Genomic DNA, 17,726 nt, shown 5'->3' with positions numbered 1-17,726 from the left:
TCCAACAATCAGGTGAGCAGTTGCCGAGCGGCCGCCTCCTGGCTACAAGTCCTCAAGTAGCGCCCGGTCCAGGCAGGCGCGGAGCGCCCTTCCAGACTCCGGATCGCGCCGCTGTTGTCGACCGTGCAGGTGATGCCGTAGGGCCAGTCACCGAGGAACACCCCGAGGATCAAATCTTCCATGCCACCCTGGACGATGCGATGCAGCCGCTCGGCGGCGGCACCGGGCGAGGCGACGACGAACAGCCACGGCTGGTCCTCGGGAACACCGGCCCCCGTACGCTGCCCCGTTCGCCTGACGATCCCCACTTCCAGCTCGGTCACCACCTCCTGCAAGGTGTCGAGCACCACCAGCGCAGGGACCCTCTCGTGCTTCGCTTTCTGACCGAAGAGGCGGACCGCGTCGTCGCGTGGCATGAGCACCTGGGCCGTAATGTCCCGTCCGGCGAGCAGCTCAAGGAGCATCGCGCGTGCTACATCCTCCGCACCCTGACCAGTTAGTCCCATGCCGTTCAGGGCTGCTAGCGCGAGCAGATAGCCCAGGCTCGTCGGCTCCTCCCCGAACTTGGCATCGAGCGTTGCGTCAGCCGCCTCCGCGTCGGCCCTTACGACGGTGACCGACTCTTCCGAGGCTTCCACCGGTGGGAACGGCAACGTGTCCCTCACCTCGCTGTAGCGAACCAGTCGATCGCCCTGCCTCGTCAGGCGGGCGCGCCGCCACCACGTCACCGCACCGCCGGCCAGCTGGCGTCGTCGGCGGTAGGCGATGGCGAGGACAAGCAGCGCGGCGAGTCCCGCAGGAATCGTCAGGGGCAACGTCGACGCCGACGACTCCAGAGCAGTGTTGGCTGCGGAGGGTGCCGGCTTTTCGGTGAGCGTCGGCCGCGGTGCCGGGCTCCTCTTTGGCCGCGTCAACGGCTTGGCTGAAGGCGTTCGGGTGATGATTGCCGTTGGCTGGCGACCAAGCCCACGTCTCGCCGCCACTTCCTCTATCACCAGCGGCTTCTCCCCCGTGACCGCTGCTGCCGGGCTCGCCGCAGGATGGCCTGTCCGCCGGTGATCGCGCCGGGGCCGGTTCTGGACGTGATGCTCCTCCGCTTCACGGTCACGGCTTACTGGTGCCGCCGCCTCCGGCTTCTCGGGACTCTTTGTAACCATGGGAGAAGGTGCGGCGGCTGGAGCAGTTGTCGGCTGCTGCGGGACCTGCGGAAGGTGTACGACCTCCGGGGCCTGCTGCGTGGCCGGTTAGGAGGCCTGATTACGCCATGAGTCCCGTACGGCGCGGCCCACGTCGATGCTGTTGCCGGCGAGCCAGTTCTGCACCTCGCGCTGCATGGCCGCGCACAACTTCGTGTCGTCGACGTACCGGCCTGCCGTACCGGTCAGGTGGGGGCATCCGGGCGGCGGGTCCGCATGAGCCGTCCCCTCCATGGCCAGCGCTGCGGCCCCCGCCAGCGCTCCTGCCGTCGAGCGCCGGTATGCCCTGCGCCTGACGGCCCCGGGGGACCGGACGGCGGCGCGCCGGCCGACCCGCAGCGAGACGGAACAGACCCGGCGGCGCGGATGGGACGAGGTGCCGCGGACGGTGCTACGGCAGCACGTCGTCACCGCCGCCGCCGCAGCGGCGTCGGAAGAGGAGTTCTTCCGGTCGTTGGACGCCGCGGGTGTGCTGGTGCGGCAGCGGATGAGCCAGCGCAATCCCGGCGAGGTGACGGGGTACGCGGTAGCGCTGCCGAAGCATCGCAACCGCGCCGGTGAGCTGGTGTGGTTCGGCGGTGGCAGGCTCGCCGCCGATCTCACTCTTCCGAAACTCCGCGTGCGGTGGAGCAGGGGAAGCGATCAGCGCCTCAGCGGAACGGGTTCGGACGAACGCCGAGAGATCTGGGAGCTGGTTACGACGGCTGCCCGACAGGCCGCCGCGCAGCTGCGCGAGGCCGCAGCCGGCGAACCGGGCGGCGCGGCGGACGTGCCGGGCGCCACCTCTGACCTGCTTCACGTCGCGGCGCGCCTGCTGAAGAACCGGCAGCTTCGCAACGCCGCGGAAGCCTTCGACCGCGCCGCGCGAGAGCCGTACGCGCGGGCGGGTCGGGCATCGGCGGGTTCACCATCCGCGCCGCCGCCAAGGCCGCCTCTGCCGCGTACGCCCCGTGCGCCAGCCCAAGGCGTTCAGCGGCCCTGCGGAAGTCGACGTACTCCTCCTCGGTCAGCACGAACTTCACCACGTGCGGCCGCGGCACCGTCTGGCGTTGACGCCGCCGCTGCCGCACCTGTATGGACCCCGTGCTGGACCCGGTGTCCTCTCCTCCATCGGACATGCTTGTGACCGCTCCCCCGACGACCGCGCCCGGTCGCTATCGATCAGAACCCACTCCCGTACCAGTGGCGGGAGTGGGCGGTTCTGATCACGAATGTCCCCCGCTGCATCCCGCCGGATGCAGCGGTAAGGGGACATTACGAATATCTTGCTCCCGCCCTGCGGGCCTCAGACTGCGGGTGCGGCGCCGTGGGCCGACTGCCGCCATTCCAACGCCTCGGGCACGTCGCGGTACTCCAGCAGGTGCTGGCCGGCGATCTTCTCCAGCAGGTCGCGGACCTCCGCTGGTGTGGCGTAGAAGAACTCCCGGCGAGGGTTGACCTTGTTCACGCGCCGCTCGCGCAGTTCGCGTTGATGTCCTGCCCGGTCACAGCTGCCTCGCCAGCTCGGCGACCTTGACGGCCCCGGTGCCATCCGCGCACAGGTACACGGCGGGCAGCGACCGCGGCGACACCATCCGGTGCAGCCCGTCGTTCGTCTTCGGGTTGACCGCCTCCACCCGCACGTGCGAGCCGAGGCGCGGCGACTCCAGCACCGACCGCGGCTACCGCACCGAGTGGTCCGCGTACGTGACGGGCCGCGGCAGCGCCGCCGCCCTGGACGAGGCGCGGGCCGTGGCGGTCGCCGCCGTCGGCGTCTACATGCTCGACCTGGCCGACCTGATCCAGCAGGCCCGGGGCGACGACGCGACGACCATGCGCGCCATGGCCGGCCTGCTGCAGGCCAAGGCCCGCATCAGCCCCGCCGAGCTGGTCGCGCAGGCGGACCTGACCGAGCGCCTGGCCCGCGTGGAGGAGGTCGACGCGCCATGACCGCGCACATCCTGGTCAGCTGCCCAGATCACCGCACCTACGCCGGGTGCGACGACGACGCCTGGTACACGGTCGAGACGGCGGCCGCCGCGCTGGCCCTGCACGAGGCCCGCTTCCCCAGCACCACCGCCCGGAAGACGGCGCGAGTGTCGATCGGCTGCGAGATCGGCGGGTGCCACAACCACATCTACGTGACCGACACCAGCGTGACCGAGGCCCTCGCCCTGGTGTCGGAGCACAACGAAGGCTGGTACCAGGCGCGGCGGACGGGCGGCTCGTCGACGGCTGCCAGTGGCACCGGGGCACCTGCTGCATCCACCACGCCGCCCTCCATCCCGACAGCCCCACCCATGACCGGTCGGCGGTGCTGCCTGCCGTCGGCCAGCCGACGCCCGGCCCGGAGCCGGTGCAGCTGGACCTGTTCGCCCCGAGGGCGGCATGACCGTCCCCAACGAGAAGGGAGGCCCCCGCATGGGGACTTTGCCGAACATCACGACCACGCGCCCCGCCGACGACGACGCGCGGCGCAGGCAGTCGCGCGCCGCGCTGGTCCTGGCTGACCTGCTGGCCGAGGACTTGCCGGAGCTCGTCTGGATCAACCCGCCCCGGGAGGTGGCGGTGCCGTTCCTGCGCGGGGTGGTGCCGGGCACGCCGCGCGACGACGCCGGGTTCGCCGAGCACGCCGCCGCCGTCCACGCCTGGGCGGGGTTCCTGCAGGCCGACCCGGAGTGGGTGCCGCTGCACGACGGAGGGCCGTGCAACTCCGGGGGCGAGCTGACCGTCACCGGCTGGCACATGGGCGTCAAGGTGACGGTGCGGGCGTGGCTGCCCGCCACCCCGGAGGCGGCCCCCGGTGACCGCGCCGGTGACCGCACCCCGCGCGGGGGACGACTGGCTGCAGTCGGTGCGGCGGGAGCGCGCCCTGGCCGGTGTCGCCGCCGCCCGCCGCCCGGGAAGCCGGCGCTACGTGGGACGAGGTCGCGCAGCGGCTCGGCATCAAGCAGCCGAACGCGGTTCAGTACGCGAGGAGTGCACCGACCGCCTACTGATCTTCGACCGCGGCCATGCTGAGAAGATCCTCCACGACTACGCCCGCCACTTCAACGGGCATCGACCGCATCAGGGCCGGAACCAGCTCGCGCCTCTGGACGACCCGAACGTCGCGCCCTTCCCGGCAACCCGGATCGAACGCCGACAAGCCGTCGCAGGCCTCCTGAACGAGTACCACCGTGCAAGTTGATCACTGAGCAAACCCCAGCTCACAGGCTGTGCAGCCATTCTGAAGCGGTACGGGCGTCACGGGCGCCCGCGGTGCCCGACGTGAGCAAGCGCCGGTATGGCCGGCGCCGCCGAAAGATCTGATCAAGCGGCTCTTAAGCCGCCGTCAAGGTTCGTCAGTCCGGATGAAAGTGCCCTGCCGTACATAAGAGGTGCCTCACTACACGACTGTGAAAGGACACCCGATGCGCCGCGCAACACTCACCGCTCTGACCGGCGTCACGATTCTGGCGGCGGGGCTCGTTCCTCTCACGGCGACACCCGCCAATGCCATGCCCGCCGGATGGTTCCATCTCCGGGGCACCACGAAGGACAAGACCGCCCCCTTCGCCCTTCGCTCAATGGACGTGCAATGGGCCCCAGACGGCAAGATCAATGGATTCATTCGGTTGAACGCGAGCGGGTTCGCCAAAGATTCGCAGCTCTGGAAGGTGAGGTTTCCCAGAACTGGCAAAATAGGCGAGGTCAAACTGGAGAACAAACTGACGGGACAATGCATCGCATTTGGCGCCGCGTCCTCGCCGGACGGCGGTAATGCAGTGGTTCTCGGGCCGTGCAGTGGCAACACCGTTTGGATGGCCGTCCCGATGGGTGTCAACAAGTACGTCTTCCGCTCCCGCGCCTACTACCCCGATCACCCGTTCTGCCTGAGTAAAAGCACAGCGGGCAGCCCGGAGTTCCTCAGACTCAAGGTCTGCAGCGACAACCGCTTCACTCCTGAGATGGTCTGGGAAGCGTACAGCGGGGGGTAGAAACGACACGGCACGGAATACCGCTCGCAGCGGCCCGCCGTCGCATCGTCCGAGGCCGGGCGCCTGGCCGGTGCGGGACACGCACGCCGCAACCCCGCCGACCCCTCGGTCCCCGAAATCGGCGACGAACTCGCCACGGCCCGCGCGCTTGCCGACTTGACGGACAAGCTCCTGGTCATCACGTCCAAGGACATCGCCCAGGTCGCCCCGCCCGCTGAGCGGAACAGTCTGTGGTAGCCGGCAGCCGCGCCATTGTCCGGGAGCGCGGGTCCGGCCTGCCTGGATCACGGGCCCATGTTGCACTCCGCCAGTGATCATGTTGTGTACCTCCCTTAAGGGCCACGCCTCCGGCGTACACCTTCCGCTGCGGAGACTGACGCTCTTGTCGATCTTGCGACCACGCTGGGACTGTACCGAGCCGACCTGGACCGGCTGCACCGTCACTATCTCACCGCGATCGCCCGGGCCGCCCTGGCCGACGGCGTGGTGGCTGAGGCCGAGCGCCAGGAGCTCAACCTCGTCGCCACCCTGCTCCATCTGCCGCTCGAAGCCGTCGAGGACGCCCGGACTGATACGGCCAGAACTCCCAGCGCCCGACGAGCCGGTTCGAACTGCCGCCGGGCGCTCTCGTCGTCTTCACCGGCGACGGAAAGGCCCCTAAGGCCTTTACGTCGTAGATCAAAATGACCCCTGGTTGTGAGCTACCCGTTGAACATTCGCGTCCCGGACTGACGTCGGTGAGCCGGAACACGCGACAGCCTGCGGCAATGACGGGCAGCGGGGTGTCGGCAACTGACGGCTCGTCCGAGCAACCAACGAGCAACGAGAGACAGATAAGCCGTGATCACTCTTTCATGATCACGGCTCTGACCTGCTACAACAGTATCGGGACGGCGGGATTTGAACCCACGACCCCTTGACCCCCCAGGACGTTGGAGTAGGCGTTTTCGCAGGCCAACGGCGTTCAGGTAGCTCCGGACGGCGTCTAGTGACGTGCGGATTGTTCGACTGCGCGCAAGACGTGTGGTCCCCACCTGGTCCCCGGGCGGGACTGTCCCGCCAGCAGTCTGCTTGACGTACGAACGAAACGACCCTTGTCTCGGGCCGAGGTCAGCGCAGGGATGCGAAGAACGGGGGGAAGCTCAGCGCGGATGTCGTCGGCCACGAGGTCGGGGCGTTCCAGCGAGGCGAAGTGGCCGCCCTCGTCTGGTACGGCTCGAACCTGTGGACGCGATCCTCCACACCGACCACCCGCTGGCGGACGCCCCCGCGATCCGTCCGGCACAGGTGCGCGACGGCGTGCTGTGGACCCCCGGCCCGCTCCACCGGCTGGACTTCCTGCACCGCTTCGCCACGGCCTTCGGCATCCACCAGCACGCCGAAGGCACGAATCTCGGACTGGACCACTTCCTGGCAGACCTGGCAGCCGACACGCAGCACTTCAGCCTGCTGCCCGCGGAAATACCCCTCCCGCCGCACCCGACGATCCGCTCGGTCCCGCTGATCGACCCCACACCGCTGTACGCCTGGTCACATTGCGCTGGTAGGCGAGTGGGGAACGACCGTGGGCAGCGCAGTCGGGGCTGGACTGCTTGGCGGGAGCGCCGAGCTGCTGGGGTACGGGATCAGGCCTTCTGGCGCTCGCCGCACGAGGTGCGGGCGATCAACGTAGGCGCGAAGACCAACTCGACCGGCCCGCTGGGGCGGTCGACGACGAGTTCGCCCGCCTTCAGGCCCATCTGGTAGGAGGGCTGGGCGATCACGGTGATCCCGAGCGCGGTGGCCCACGGAAAATCGTCCATCGTCACGAACGCGATGTCGCCGGGGATGGCGATGCCGCGAGCGGTGAGGGCCGCGTGGACCGCGACGGTGAGTCGGCCGGTGGTGCAGACGATCGCGTCCAATGGCTCGCCGCGATCACGGCCACGGACGAGCAGCGTGTCGACGGCACCGCTCACCTCGTCTTCGGTTTCCGCGACCATCACCGCGTCCTCGGGCAAGGGCAGCCCCAGGTCCGCGAGGGCCCGCCTCAGCCCCGCCGTGCGCTCGACCTGAGACGTGCGGCGTCCCGAGGACACGACGCCTATGGACGACCGCCCGCACCCGGCCAGATGGACGGCCATCAGCCGCCCGGCCTCGACGTTGTCCAAGCTGATCGAGTGCATGCCGGGCGGCGCGTCCAGCACGGAGCGCGCGATGATCACGCAGGGGGTGCCGTTCTCGGCCATCCGGCGTGTCCGGCCATCGGTCGCTTCGCCGGTCGTCACGATCAGGCCACGCACCCTCTGTTCGTCCATGGTCCGTACCTGGGCGACCTCGCGGTCGACGCGACGGAAGGTGTTGGCGAGCATGACGAGGCTGTCGTTTGCGGCCGCCACCTCGTCGATGCCGCGGATCAGGTCCAGGTAGAACGGGCTGCTCAGGTCGCGGATGACGACTCCGATCGTGCTGGAGCGTCCGGCGAAGACGCCCCTGGTGAGCGCGTTGGGGGTGTACTCGAGACGAGCGACCGCTTCCCACACCCGGGTGGCGGTCGCCTCGGTGACGGCGCCGCCGTTGAGGACGCGGGAGACCGTGGCCGTGGAGACGCCGGCGTCCGCGGCGACGTCGCCGATGGTCGCTCGTTTCACCATGATTCTCCCGGTCCCCCCAGCAGTTCCGGCGCCGGTCAGGCGGCGACGCGCCGACCGGCTCTCGCGACGATCTCGCCACCGACCATGACGATCCCCACGTGGTGGAGCTCCGCAGGGTCCGTCAGCACGAGGTCGGCGATCATTCCCGGCAGGATACGGCCACGCCGCGGCGCCACGCCGGGGATGGCGTCCGCGACGTTGGCGGTCGCCATCGCGACCGCCGCCGGCAGACTCACCACACCCGCCTTGATGGATCGGTCGATCGCCAGCAGGATCGGGTCGTGGTGGCCGCCCGCGTAGTCGGTCGAGATCGTGTCGACCACCCCCGCGGAAAACATCGCATAAAGCAATTCCGGCCCCGTTGTGAGCCGCTGTGCCCCGAAGGTGTCCAGAGTGGAGACATCCACGATCGCACCCATCTCCTTGAGCCGTCCGGCGTGCTCGACCGCCTCGCGAAGCTCGAAGCTCGAGTGGTTGGAGTGCCCGGCGATCAGCGTCACGTCCGTCTCCGCGATGGAGGCGACCTGGGTCATCGATGCCGCCGCGTTGTGCACCAGCACCGGGACGCCCGCCTCGCGAGCCTGCCCGGCCGCCTCGGCGAGCCCGTGCAAGGCGATGTCGAAGGCCGGCAGCACGATGCCGGAGACGATCTCACGGGTGTCCTCGACCGAGAGCGTGCCAGTCAGGCCCGCGCTCGCCAGGGCCTCCTCGACACGGTCCCGATCGAACGCCTTCTCCGAGATGTGCCGGCCCAGCACCGCGGTCTTCAGCCCGTTCGCCTGCCGGGGTGTGATCTTCACGCCGGTACGTCTCTCGATCTCGGCCGGGATGTACATGTAACTCGCCCCGCCCCCACCGAGGGTGTGTCCCGCCCCGATCTCGCCGAGCGCGACCGCGCCGGCGCGTACCGCGTGCCGCGCGGTGAACATGCGGTTCGCCTCGGTGAGGCCGCCGCCGTCGGCGATGGTCGCCGCCGCCAGGCACGCCGGGGTGTTGCACGAGGCGAGTTTGACGTTGATCGGGTGCACTTCACCGGTGCGCGCGAGCGCCTCGGCGGTGACGAACCCGTCCACGCAGAGCACCGTGGTCGTCCCTTCCAGCAGGTGCCGGTCGAGGTTGGCGAGGACCTGCTCGTGTGGCAGGCCCACGTGTCCGCTGGGAAACAGCGGTCCGTACGCGGTGCCATGTGTGTGGTTGTTGATCAGGCCGGGGATCATCAGCATTCCGGCCGCGTCAACGATCTCGTCCACCGTGCCGTAGGCGTCAGCCGGTCGCGCGGGAACGATCTCGCGAATGGTGCCCCCCGAGACGACGATGTCCACCCCGTGCCGTGGATCCGTGCCCGTGCCGTCGACCAGGTCGCCGCCATGCAGGACGATCGTGCGCATGATCCCTCCATTACCGGGCCGCCAGTGCCGGCCGCTCGAACCGGAACGCGGCCAGCGCGTCGTCGTGGTCCTCACCGAGCACCTCGCCGGCGACCAGGTCGCCGGCGTGCACGCTGAGCGTCGCGCCGCTGTGCGAGACCGCGAAGTGGAAGTTGGGCAGCGCGACGACCCGGCCGAGTACCGGCAGGCCGTCGCCGGGGATGGGGCGTTGACCGACCCGGACGGCTTCCACGGTCGAGGCTCGCATTCCCGGGTACAGCGCACGACCGGCCTCGACCACCTTGTCGATGGCCGACGGGTCGACGCTGATCTCCCCGGTGCCGGACACGTGTGCCGTGCCGTCGATCTCATGGGTGTGCAGCAGCAGCCGCCCGCCGCCATCCGGGCGTAGGTGGACGTGCGGGGCATGGATGACGCGCGAGACCGATACCGCGACCGGTGAGGAGCAGACGAGCACACCGCGGGTGTTGCGCATGGGCAGAACCAGTCCGGCCAGCGCGGCGATCCCGGCGGCCTGGGGTCCTGCACAGTTCACGACCGCATCCGCGAGGAGCCGCCGGCCGGAGGCGAGCCGTACGGCGCGCACCGTGCCCGCAGTCACCTCCAGTGCGGTGACGGCGTCGTTCGCCGCCAGTTCGGAACCGCCGGCCACCGCCCTCGACAGCAGGTGGGCGATCAGGCGCACCGGCTCGATCCAGCCTTCGCGCGGGAAGTAGGCGATCTCGCCTGCCGGCAACTCGGCGGGGTCCATGTCCGGTTCCAGGCCCAGCGCCTCCGCTCGGCTGAGCCACCGTGCCTCGTATCCGTAGTCGAGGACGCCCGCAACCTTCTTGCGCAGTGCCTCGCGCCCGGCGTCGTCGGCGGCCCATTCGAGGTTGCCGCCCTCGTGGTACCAGTCGCCATGAGGCACGTCGGTGGCCAGCTTGCGATGGGCCGCCATACTCGCGACGCTGAAATCGTGGTACGACCGCGGCTGCTTGCCGCAGGAGTTGGTCCACGAGAACGTCGCACCAGAGCTGCCAGCCGCCGGTGCACCGGCGTCAACGACCGTGACACGAGCGCCCCGCCGCGTCAGCGCGGCGGTCACCGCCGCACCGTAGACGCCGGCACCGATGACGACCACATGCTCGACCATGCTGATCCGGTCTCCCTCGTCTTTCGTGGGGCTTGTCGGGTCGTTTCGGGTGTCGCCGATCTCGGCGCTCATCGTCTAAGCCGAGGCGAATGAAAGGGAACTGATGACCTCGGCTCGACGGCTTACGCCCTCTCGAAAGTAACTAGTTGCTGTAACTAGTTACAAACAAAGCATGCGCCGTTCCGCGTGTCAATCGAATCTGGGCGCGCGGCGACCGCGAAGATCGTCGGTATCGCCAGGGCGAGGCCGGTCAACTTCCTTGCCATCGGTCTGGTCGGGTCTGGGTGATCCTCTCCGTTCTGAGGTCTCATGCAGTTGGACCCGGTCTGGCCCCGCCCGGTTGGCCACATTGCCATATCAGGCCCGGGAACCGCTGCGTCCCCGATCGCCCATCGCGACGCTCCGCGCCGCCGGCGAAAACGGGCAACCCTGGCGGCCGGGTGGGGCGGTTCATTTGAACTCACCGGGCTGGAGCAGTCTCGTTGACCGTGGATCTCCTGGTCAGCTCCGGTATTGAGGGGTACCGGTCGGGAGCGGTCGGCACGTTCAGCTTCACGGTCAAACGACGGTCAGACAGCAAAAGAGCCTGATCACTTGGAGAGTGATCAGGCCTCTGACCTGCTACAACAGTGTCGGGACGGCGGGATTCGAACCCACGACCCCTTGACCCCCAGGCAACCCAACTGGTCCATCCTTGCGGCACTAAAGCTACCCTGAGCTGGGAAAACAATCCCTGCTAGTCCGTCAGCATCCGCACACGTCCGGGTGCGTGGTCACTCAGTTAGTCACTCAAAAGGCCTCGTCACCCTCGGCTCTCCCGGGCGCCCCCGCCGGTGTTCAGACTGAAGCGCTCCGGCTTCGACAGAGGCTCATGATGTTCACCGGCTTTCGTGGAGTCCCTTTGGTTGACTGGCATGCCTGGATCCCCGAGAGAGGTCAGCATGCCGAGGAGCTATCCCCCCGAGTTCCGTCGCAAAGTCCTGGACCTGCTGAAGGCCGGCCGGATAGTGCAGCAAGTGGCCGCCGATCTGCAGATCAGCGACCAGACCATCTACAACTGGCGCAGACAAGAGCGCATCGATGCGGGACTGGAGCCCGGCATCACCTCCAGCGACCAGGCCGAGCTGGTGTCCTGGCCCGAATCCGTACCGACCTGCCCGACCGGCACACACCGTCGATCTGTAGGCAGGCCAGGTGAGGGAAGAGGACCGCGAGCAACTCCGAGATCGTCACCCAGCATGATCAGCAACACCGGCAGCTGAGCGCGGGAAGATCATGGAATTAGTGCCAGAGCCAGAATTCGAGCGTCGTTGACATCAGGCACTGGCTGAGGGGAAACAGCCGCCTCCCCGAGGTGGCTCGTCAAAGACTGTGCACGTTCCGCCAGTCCGAGCCGCGCGAGGGTCGGGCTCACGGTTATGGGCTGGGTGACTTCTCGCACGCGTCAACGACGCGTAGTGCCGTTGCCTTCCGCAGGTCCACGGTTGACTGTCCGACCGAGGTGTGCATGGTCAGGTGGGCGTCGGCTAGGCCTTCCACGGCGCCACAGATCGCGCTATCGCCGACCGTGACGTTGAGCTGAGGCTTTGCCGCTGTCGGTCCGTACCAAGTGAACGCCACGGCCGCCACTAGGCTGACAACGCAGGCGAAGAACCAGCGGATACCTCGGCGCAGGGCACGCATGGATGCCGCCGCTTCGGTGTGCGTCCAGATGGGTCCGGGCTTGATGAGTCGCAGGTTCTGCAAGGCGGGAACGCCGTGCGCTGCGCGCAGCAGCAGGAGTGCGGCGGCCGCACCACAAGCTAAGGAGACGAGCAGCCAGCCTCCGGATACGGCGTTCCACGGTGCTGCGAGCTGGCTGATGTCCGACCTGCCTTTGATGAGGCCGAAGCCGACCAGCGCAGCCAAAAAGCCACCCAGCCCATTGCGCCATGCAGTGGCGGAAGACCGGACCGCGGACAATTCTTGCTCCACTGCTCGATCCCGCTCTCGCGCCTCCAGGAGGTCGGCAACGGTTGCTGCGGCGCCTGATCGCACTGAAAGGCTCACGGCTGGTCGTCCACGATCAGGTTCCAATAGGCGCCACACCCGCGCCGGTCGGGGGGAGTTCCAGGATGGGTCACGGAGCACAGGCAAACCACCGGTACTTTTTGTTCGCCAGCGCCTGCCGCAAAGGTCGCGTGGTCGCTGCGCCTCAGCAGCCGGCGAAGCAGTCCGGTGCGGCTGGCGAGGAACAGCTCAGGCGGGACGACCACGTTCATGCCTGAGTGGCATCGTGGGCATGGGCCCACGAGTGACAGAGTGCCGTCGGCGGTCTTGGTGGCTGAGAAGGTGGCGGCGGCTTGCTGTTCGAAGGCAGGGTCGGTCCCTTCTCGGTACGGCAGGTTCCCGCAGAACTGCGGGGTGTCGTCATCCGCATCCGGAAGTTGCTGTGCCATCGCCACTCCTAGTAACTAATGTTCGAGTGTCAGATGCCGAGGTGCACGAAAGGGGACCATCGGCCGGGCTGCGCAGGGTTCAGCGTTCGAAGGTGGACCAGCGCTCTGTGCAGGGCCAGGGCGGCACTATGGGGGACCAACTGGCCGTCGGCAATCATTTGGTCGTAGACCTGGTCGGCGACCTCGGCCGCCACCACGTCCTGGACCGACCACAATGTCGCTATGACCCGACGGAAACCGGCGAAGTGCACGGCTGCGGCCATGCTCACCGCCTCCTCCGCCAGAGCGACGCCGCCGGTGGCGGTCTTGCAGGCCGACAAGTAAGCGAAGTCTCCGTCGAAGCGTGAGCGGCCCAGGTCCAGCACGGTCAGGCGGCCGTCATACAGGACCAGGGCGCCGCTCGAGGGATCGGACAGGTCCTGCTGGGCGTGGCAGCCAAAGTGGACCAAGCGATGAGCCGACAGAGCGTGCCTCACCCGCTGTCGGGTGGCGCTGCGGTTATCCAGGAGCGTCACCCGGCTAGCTGGAAGACGGCGCAGGATCGACTCGGCTTCTGCCACCACCTGCGGCAGAAGCCGTTCTCCTGGCGTGTCTGACAACGACAGGAGCAGTAACGGGCCGCTGTCAGCGGTCAGCGTGCGGCTCACGGCGGATCGTCGTGCAGCCAGGAGAGCGGTGATCGTAGGCGTGTACGACGAGATCGCATGATCCAGTACCCCCTCAACCGATACACCGGAGCCGGTTTGCGCAGCGTGCAACGGAAGGCCAACAAGCGGCCCTGTCGGGCACCACCACAGCCGCGGCATCGACGCGCCGGGTGCCGCAGAGGAGGCAACCTGCTTCAGCACAGGCCGCGCGACCATCTGCCAGAGCCACTCGGATATCTCAATCAGCATGCGGTTTTCTTCCCGCCGGGCTTCGTGTAGCCGGGCGCTAGCTTCCACGATGCGGCGGTTGCTTTGCCAGCCGCCCTCTGAGGCTGCCTGGCTTGCCTCAGCCAACGCCTCGGCTGCGGCTTGCGTGGCGAGCAGGCACTCGTGGTAACGCAAGGCAACGGATCGGGCCTCCGCATACGTCAACTCAGATAGCGGGATGACTTGTGACCCCGCCTGCTGTATCACGATGGCGTCGCACCGCAGCGTGCTGACGTTGATAACGGCAATGGGCCCGTCGGCGGCAGCTTCGCGCAGGTCGCTCTCCGACAGGGTCCTGGGCAGGCCCGCTTCGATCCGCTGTTCGTAGGCACGGCTGAGGCGGATACGACGGTCGGTCAGCCGGTGCAACTGTGCGCTGGCGTCGAATCCCGTGTCCGGGATGAATTGCGGAGGGTGCTCGGCCACACTCGCCTCGCCTGCTGTCGGTGACGTACCCACTTCATTATCACAGCAGACGCATCTGGCCGTAGTCACCCAAACGGAGGTTTTCGGAACCCTTGCAGCGTACGCTGGCTGTACGACGATGACCTCACCGAACTCGGCGTCCCAATGGAGGGTGTCGTGCGCTTTTCGAATTTCTGGTCGCCCCCACAAAACAGCTACAACACTTACGACATCTACGACGCCGATGTTGCCGCACAACGCGGCGGCGATGAGATCGATAACGTCGTCCTGTCCGCGATGACCTATCTGAGTGGCGGCGTCACCGAAGAGGACGTTCCCCACATTCACGACATCCGGGATGCTCTCGCGCGCGCACTCGCTGAGCTTGAGGCGGGCGACGATCGCTTGGCCTGGATACTCAGCTTGATGGCGCGGGTCTACGCGACCTGGCCCGAGGGCACGGATAAGCAGGACAAGCTCGGTCTTGCCATCCAGTTCGCCGAGGCGGCGGCCGAAGCTAAGCCCCAGCACGGGGATGGCCACGAATTCGCTGTCCGCACCGCAGTCCTGACACGGTGGATCCGCTACGTGGATTCGCGCGACGGCCGGGATATCCGCGCCGCGGCTGACTACATGCGGCGGCTTGTCCCCGTCTCCCCGAACGAGACAGGGACTGCCCGGCTGCTGGCACATGTTCACCACAGTCTTTTCGACCACACATCGGACGTACGCGAACTGGGGGCCTCCATGGCTATCGCCCGCAGTGTCCTCGGCGCCGGGCGCACCAAGGCCCTCGGTTTTGAGGAGTTCACGTTCGTTGCGCTCGTGTTGGCGGAAACCGATATGCGCCGGCACGAGCTGGGCCTGTTGGAGGAAGCCATCGGCCTGACGGAGACGGCTTTGATCTTCGCCCACACGTCCGACGAACGCTGCATAGGTCTGACCATCCTGGCTGATTGCCAGCGAGCACTCTACTGGCGTCACGGCGATCCGGACCGCCTGGAACAAGCCATCCAGGCGGCATCCGCGGCGGCCAGCCTGCACCCACAGGTCGCGTTCCACCGCGAGTTCGCCATCAGAGCTCTCGCCCTCGGCTTGCGAGCCAGATTTAAAGCCTGCGGCAACCGGGACGACCTCGACCAGGCCATCCGGTTGCTCAGATCCCACAAGCCCGACAAGAGCACCAGCCACGAATTGAGCGTCGCACTAGGCCTGCGCTATGAGGCGATTGGAAGCTATCCGGATCTGATCGAGGCGGTGCACCTGACCGAACAGCAAGCCGAACGTGACGATGCCGACGCAAGCACCTTGCACCACTACAGTGCCCTGCTGCAATATGCCTTCGCCAGCACCCGCGATGTCGCCAAGCTAACTAAGGCGATCGAGGTCGCACGACGCGCGGTCGACAAGATACGTCCCGGCGAGGGGGACGCCGGGCTGGTGTACAACACGCTCACGACCTGTCTAGTCACGGCTCACTTCGAAGGCTGGGAAGGAGCGCTGGATGAGGCCATCGACACGATTGACGCCGCTATGGAGATCGCGCCTCCAGATGCGCCGGACACTACCACCATCCTGATCAACCGGGCACGGGCCTACCGGTTGCGCGGGGAAGTGCGCGGATCGCCGGAAGACCTGGAGGTAGCCCTGGCGGCGACGACGGAGGTGTTACAGCGGACCGGCGTGCATCATCCGCACCGGGCTGATCGGCTCCGGACATTCGCGCTGATCGTCGAGACGCTTGGACGCCTGCGCGGCGATCCGTCTGCCCAGGCCGATGCAGTCGCGGCTAGGAAGGAGGCCAGCCGGTCGACGGCCTCACCACCAGGCAGCCGGATCCGGGCTGCCGTCGGTGCCGGTAAGGCGCTGGCCGACGACGGTCGCTGGCCGGAGGCCAACGACCAGTTCGCCTTCGCGGTCTCGCTCCTGCCGGAAGTGGCCTGGCATGGGCTCGATCGGGCCAGCCAGGAATACCACCTGACGGAAGGAGCAGATCTACCGGCCCTGGCTGCCGCGTATGCGCTGCAGGCCGACGACATCCTCGGCGCGATCGACCGCCTCGAGGTGGGCCGGTCGGTGCTGTGGCAGCACGCGCTGCGCCTGAACGCCCCGTCCACCACCGTCGACGGCGAAACTGCTGACCTCATCGCCGAGCTACGCCGCGCGGTCGAGGTGGAAGCACTGTTCATCGAATGGATGGAGTCCGAACAGACTGCGGATCAGCTACCACGCGAGCAAGTTGAACAGCTCGCCGCCGATCTCGAACATCTGCAGGAGCCGGGCGCGGCCGCCGTGGTGCTAGGGGCGCTGGGCCTGCGACTACGCCACATGGGCGACACGCAGGCGTCCATCGCCGTCTACCTCTCCGCGATCGCAATCGCGGAGAGCAGGCTGCAGACTGTCGAGGACCGAATGGACCTGGGCATGCTGCACGGCAATCTCGGCTTCGCCTACCGCCGAGCCGGTGACCTGGAACGGGGCATTCACCACTACCGGCGAAGCGCCGAGATCTTCGACGGGGTGGCCTCGCCCGCGACCATCGCCAATGCGCGCAACAACCTCGGATTGGCCCTGATCGTTGCCGACCGCCCCAAGGAGGCCGCCGTAGAGCTCGCCGTGGCCGCCGCCAACTTCACCAGCGTCGACCCTCATCGCCACGCTCAGGCTTTGATTGATCTGGCAGCTATGCTGACCCAGCTCGACCGACTCGATGAGGCGCTGTCTGTCACACGACGAGCCCGTGACGTGTTCGTGCAGCTGAGAGATCAACAAGGGCAGGCGTGTAGCTGGTACCGCGAGGCAATAATCCACAATCAGGCAGACCGCATAGAACTGACGATTAAAGCGCTCCAGACGGGACAGCGCCTGTTTGGGCCAGATGATCCCGAGCAAGCGGAGATAGCATCCGCTCTGGCAACGCTGCGAGCGCAGTGGGGTGACTCTGTCAGTCAGACTCGGAATCAAGACGTACGCCGGACCAACTGAGGTAGTGGGCTTGAAGCGCTCCCCACGAGGCGGCAGGAAGCCGAAGAAGCGGCGAATCGTCGGCGGGGTCGACACCCACGCCGATACCCACCACGCCGCAGTGGAGCTGATGAACGGTGGCCGGATCGCCGACGCCCAGTTCCCCGCCACCGCCGACGGATACGCGCAGTTGCTGGTGTGGATGCGCTCGTATGGGCGCCTGCACGCCGTCGGCGTCGAGGGCACCGGGTCCTACGGTGCCAGCCAGGCCCGGCATCTGCGCGGCCAAGGCGTGCACGTGGTCGAGGTGAACCGGCCCGACCGGCGTCAGCGCCGCAATCTGGGCAAGTCCGACCCGCTGGACGCCTACGCGGCAGCCGACGCCGTGCTGGCCGGCCGAGCCCGCGCGCTGCCCAAGGGCGGCGATGGGATCGTCGAGTCGATCCGGGCCGTGCACCTGGCCCGCTCGGGCGCCATCAATGCCCGCACGGCCTGCATCAACGAGCTGCGCAGCCTGCTGGTCACCGCGCCCGCCGAGCTGCGCGAGCGGATGGCCGGCACGTCAGCCCAAGCGCTGGCCGCTGCCTGCGCGCGGCTACGCCCGGCCGCAGACCTCGCCGATCCCATCCAGGGCACCACGCTTGCCCTGCGCAGCCTGGCCCACCGCTGCCAGGCCCTGACCGCCGAGATCGGA

General features: G+C 67.8%; 17 protein-coding genes and 1 pseudogene. 7 read left to right on the top strand and 11 right to left on the bottom strand.

The features are described 5' to 3' along the window. Window positions 1-8 precede the first annotated feature (8 nt). From Mam01_RS16970 to Mam01_RS16955, 4 genes are all read right to left on the bottom strand, one after another. Complete coding sequence (locus tag Mam01_RS16970; protein WP_204286293.1) at window positions 9-995, bottom strand: hypothetical protein; 987 nt, start codon at window positions 993-995, stop codon at window positions 9-11. 249 nt (window positions 996-1,244) lie between these two features. Further along, the gene (locus tag Mam01_RS16965) at window positions 1,245-1,697 is read right to left on the bottom strand and encodes a hypothetical protein (protein WP_204286292.1); all 453 of its coding nucleotides are present in this window, start codon (window positions 1,695-1,697) and stop codon (window positions 1,245-1,247) included. A gap of 784 nt (window positions 1,698-2,481) precedes the next feature. Continuing rightward, window positions 2,482-2,643 carry a hypothetical protein gene (locus Mam01_RS16960; protein WP_204286291.1) on the bottom strand — a complete coding sequence of 54 codons (162 nt, stop codon included), beginning with the start codon at window positions 2,641-2,643 and terminating at the stop codon, window positions 2,482-2,484. A gap of 37 nt (window positions 2,644-2,680) precedes the next feature. Further along, the gene (locus tag Mam01_RS16955; RefSeq protein ID WP_204286290.1) at window positions 2,681-2,848 is read right to left on the bottom strand and encodes a hypothetical protein; all 168 of its coding nucleotides are present in this window, start codon (window positions 2,846-2,848) and stop codon (window positions 2,681-2,683) included. A 34-nt stretch (window positions 2,849-2,882) separates the two neighbouring features. Here Mam01_RS16955 and Mam01_RS16950 point away from each other — a divergent pair, with 34 nt between their 5' ends. From Mam01_RS16950 to Mam01_RS16935, 4 genes and pseudogenes are all read left to right on the top strand, one after another. Next, window positions 2,883-3,125 carry a hypothetical protein gene (locus Mam01_RS16950; protein ID WP_204286289.1) on the top strand — a complete coding sequence of 81 codons (243 nt, stop codon included), beginning with the start codon at window positions 2,883-2,885 and terminating at the stop codon, window positions 3,123-3,125. 471 nt (window positions 3,126-3,596) lie between these two features. Then, a complete protein-coding gene (locus Mam01_RS16945; RefSeq protein ID WP_204286288.1) occupies window positions 3,597-4,196 on the top strand; it encodes a hypothetical protein in 600 nt (199 codons plus the stop codon). Window positions 4,197-4,588: 392 nt separating this feature from the next. Further along, on the top strand, window positions 4,589-5,155 hold the full coding sequence (locus Mam01_RS16940) for an RICIN domain-containing protein (RefSeq protein ID WP_204286287.1): 567 nt from the start codon (window positions 4,589-4,591) through the stop codon (window positions 5,153-5,155). Window positions 5,156-5,209: 54 nt separating this feature from the next. Next, window positions 5,210-5,392, top strand: a pseudogene (locus tag Mam01_RS16935) (dsRBD fold-containing protein); the annotation flags it as partial. Between the two features lie 873 nt (window positions 5,393-6,265). On the opposite strand, the gene Mam01_RS16930 reads toward Mam01_RS16935, so the two are convergent. From Mam01_RS16930 to Mam01_RS16915, 4 genes are all read right to left on the bottom strand, one after another. Next, the gene (locus Mam01_RS16930) at window positions 6,266-6,634 is read right to left on the bottom strand and encodes a hypothetical protein (RefSeq protein WP_204286286.1); all 369 of its coding nucleotides are present in this window, start codon (window positions 6,632-6,634) and stop codon (window positions 6,266-6,268) included. 146 nt (window positions 6,635-6,780) lie between these two features. Beyond that, window positions 6,781-7,788, bottom strand: coding sequence for a LacI family DNA-binding transcriptional regulator (locus Mam01_RS16925; RefSeq protein WP_204286285.1), 1,008 nt, complete (start codon window positions 7,786-7,788; stop codon window positions 6,781-6,783). 35 nt (window positions 7,789-7,823) lie between these two features. Continuing rightward, on the bottom strand, window positions 7,824-9,176 hold the full coding sequence (locus tag Mam01_RS16920; protein ID WP_204286284.1) for an amidohydrolase family protein: 1,353 nt from the start codon (window positions 9,174-9,176) through the stop codon (window positions 7,824-7,826). 10 nt (window positions 9,177-9,186) lie between these two features. Further along, window positions 9,187-10,383 (bottom strand): NAD(P)/FAD-dependent oxidoreductase, encoded by a 1,197-nt coding sequence (locus Mam01_RS16915; protein ID WP_204286283.1) that lies wholly within the window; start codon window positions 10,381-10,383, stop codon window positions 9,187-9,189. 869 nt (window positions 10,384-11,252) lie between these two features. Between Mam01_RS16915 and Mam01_RS16910 the strand changes: the two genes are divergently transcribed. Next, window positions 11,253-11,573, top strand: coding sequence for a transposase (locus tag Mam01_RS16910; protein WP_204286282.1), 321 nt, complete (start codon window positions 11,253-11,255; stop codon window positions 11,571-11,573). Between the two features lie 154 nt (window positions 11,574-11,727). On the opposite strand, the gene Mam01_RS16905 is transcribed toward Mam01_RS16910, so the two are convergent. From Mam01_RS16905 to Mam01_RS16895, 3 genes are all read right to left on the bottom strand, one after another. Further along, on the bottom strand, window positions 11,728-12,285 hold the full coding sequence (locus Mam01_RS16905) for a hypothetical protein (protein ID WP_204286281.1): 558 nt from the start codon (window positions 12,283-12,285) through the stop codon (window positions 11,728-11,730). Window positions 12,286-12,356: 71 nt separating this feature from the next. Further along, window positions 12,357-12,749 (bottom strand): hypothetical protein, encoded by a 393-nt coding sequence (locus tag Mam01_RS16900; protein ID WP_204286280.1) that lies wholly within the window; start codon window positions 12,747-12,749, stop codon window positions 12,357-12,359. 29 nt (window positions 12,750-12,778) lie between these two features. Next, window positions 12,779-14,089, bottom strand: a complete 1,311-nt coding sequence (locus Mam01_RS16895; protein WP_204286279.1) for a CHAT domain-containing protein — start codon at window positions 14,087-14,089, stop codon at window positions 12,779-12,781. A 156-nt stretch (window positions 14,090-14,245) separates the two neighbouring features. Here Mam01_RS16895 and Mam01_RS16890 point away from each other — a divergent pair, with 156 nt between their 5' ends. Continuing rightward, complete coding sequence (locus tag Mam01_RS16890) at window positions 14,246-17,053, top strand: tetratricopeptide repeat protein (RefSeq protein ID WP_204286278.1); 2,808 nt, start codon at window positions 14,246-14,248, stop codon at window positions 17,051-17,053. Between the two features lie 10 nt (window positions 17,054-17,063). Then, the coding region (locus tag Mam01_RS16885) for an IS110 family transposase (protein WP_204286277.1) at window positions 17,064-17,726 on the top strand (663 nt) is incomplete at its 3' end.

The sequence above is a fragment of the Microbispora amethystogenes genome, assembly GCF_016863015.1.
Classification (GTDB): Bacteria; Actinomycetota; Actinomycetes; order Streptosporangiales; family Streptosporangiaceae; genus Microbispora; species Microbispora amethystogenes.
Note: the sequence above shows the minus strand (reverse complement) of the source record. Positions and strands in the feature narration are given on the sequence as shown.

Excerpts from the sequence above, each read along its gene's own strand:
- Mam01_RS16945 (WP_204286288.1), top strand. The coding sequence starts at position 3,597 with ATGGGGACTTTGCCGAACATCACGACCACGCGCCCCGCCGACGACGAC.
- Mam01_RS16940 (WP_204286287.1), top strand. The coding sequence starts at position 4,589 with ATGCGCCGCGCAACACTCACCGCTCTGACCGGCGTCACGATTCTGGCG.
- Mam01_RS16925 (WP_204286285.1), bottom strand. The coding sequence starts at position 7,788 with ATGGTGAAACGAGCGACCATCGGCGACGTCGCCGCGGACGCCGGCGTC.
- Mam01_RS16920 (WP_204286284.1), bottom strand. The coding sequence starts at position 9,176 with ATGCGCACGATCGTCCTGCATGGCGGCGACCTGGTCGACGGCACGGGC.
- Mam01_RS16915 (WP_204286283.1), bottom strand. The coding sequence starts at position 10,383 with ATGAGCGCCGAGATCGGCGACACCCGAAACGACCCGACAAGCCCCACG.
- Mam01_RS16910 (WP_204286282.1), top strand. The coding sequence starts at position 11,253 with ATGCCGAGGAGCTATCCCCCCGAGTTCCGTCGCAAAGTCCTGGACCTG.
- Mam01_RS16900 (WP_204286280.1), bottom strand. The coding sequence starts at position 12,749 with ATGGCACAGCAACTTCCGGATGCGGATGACGACACCCCGCAGTTCTGC.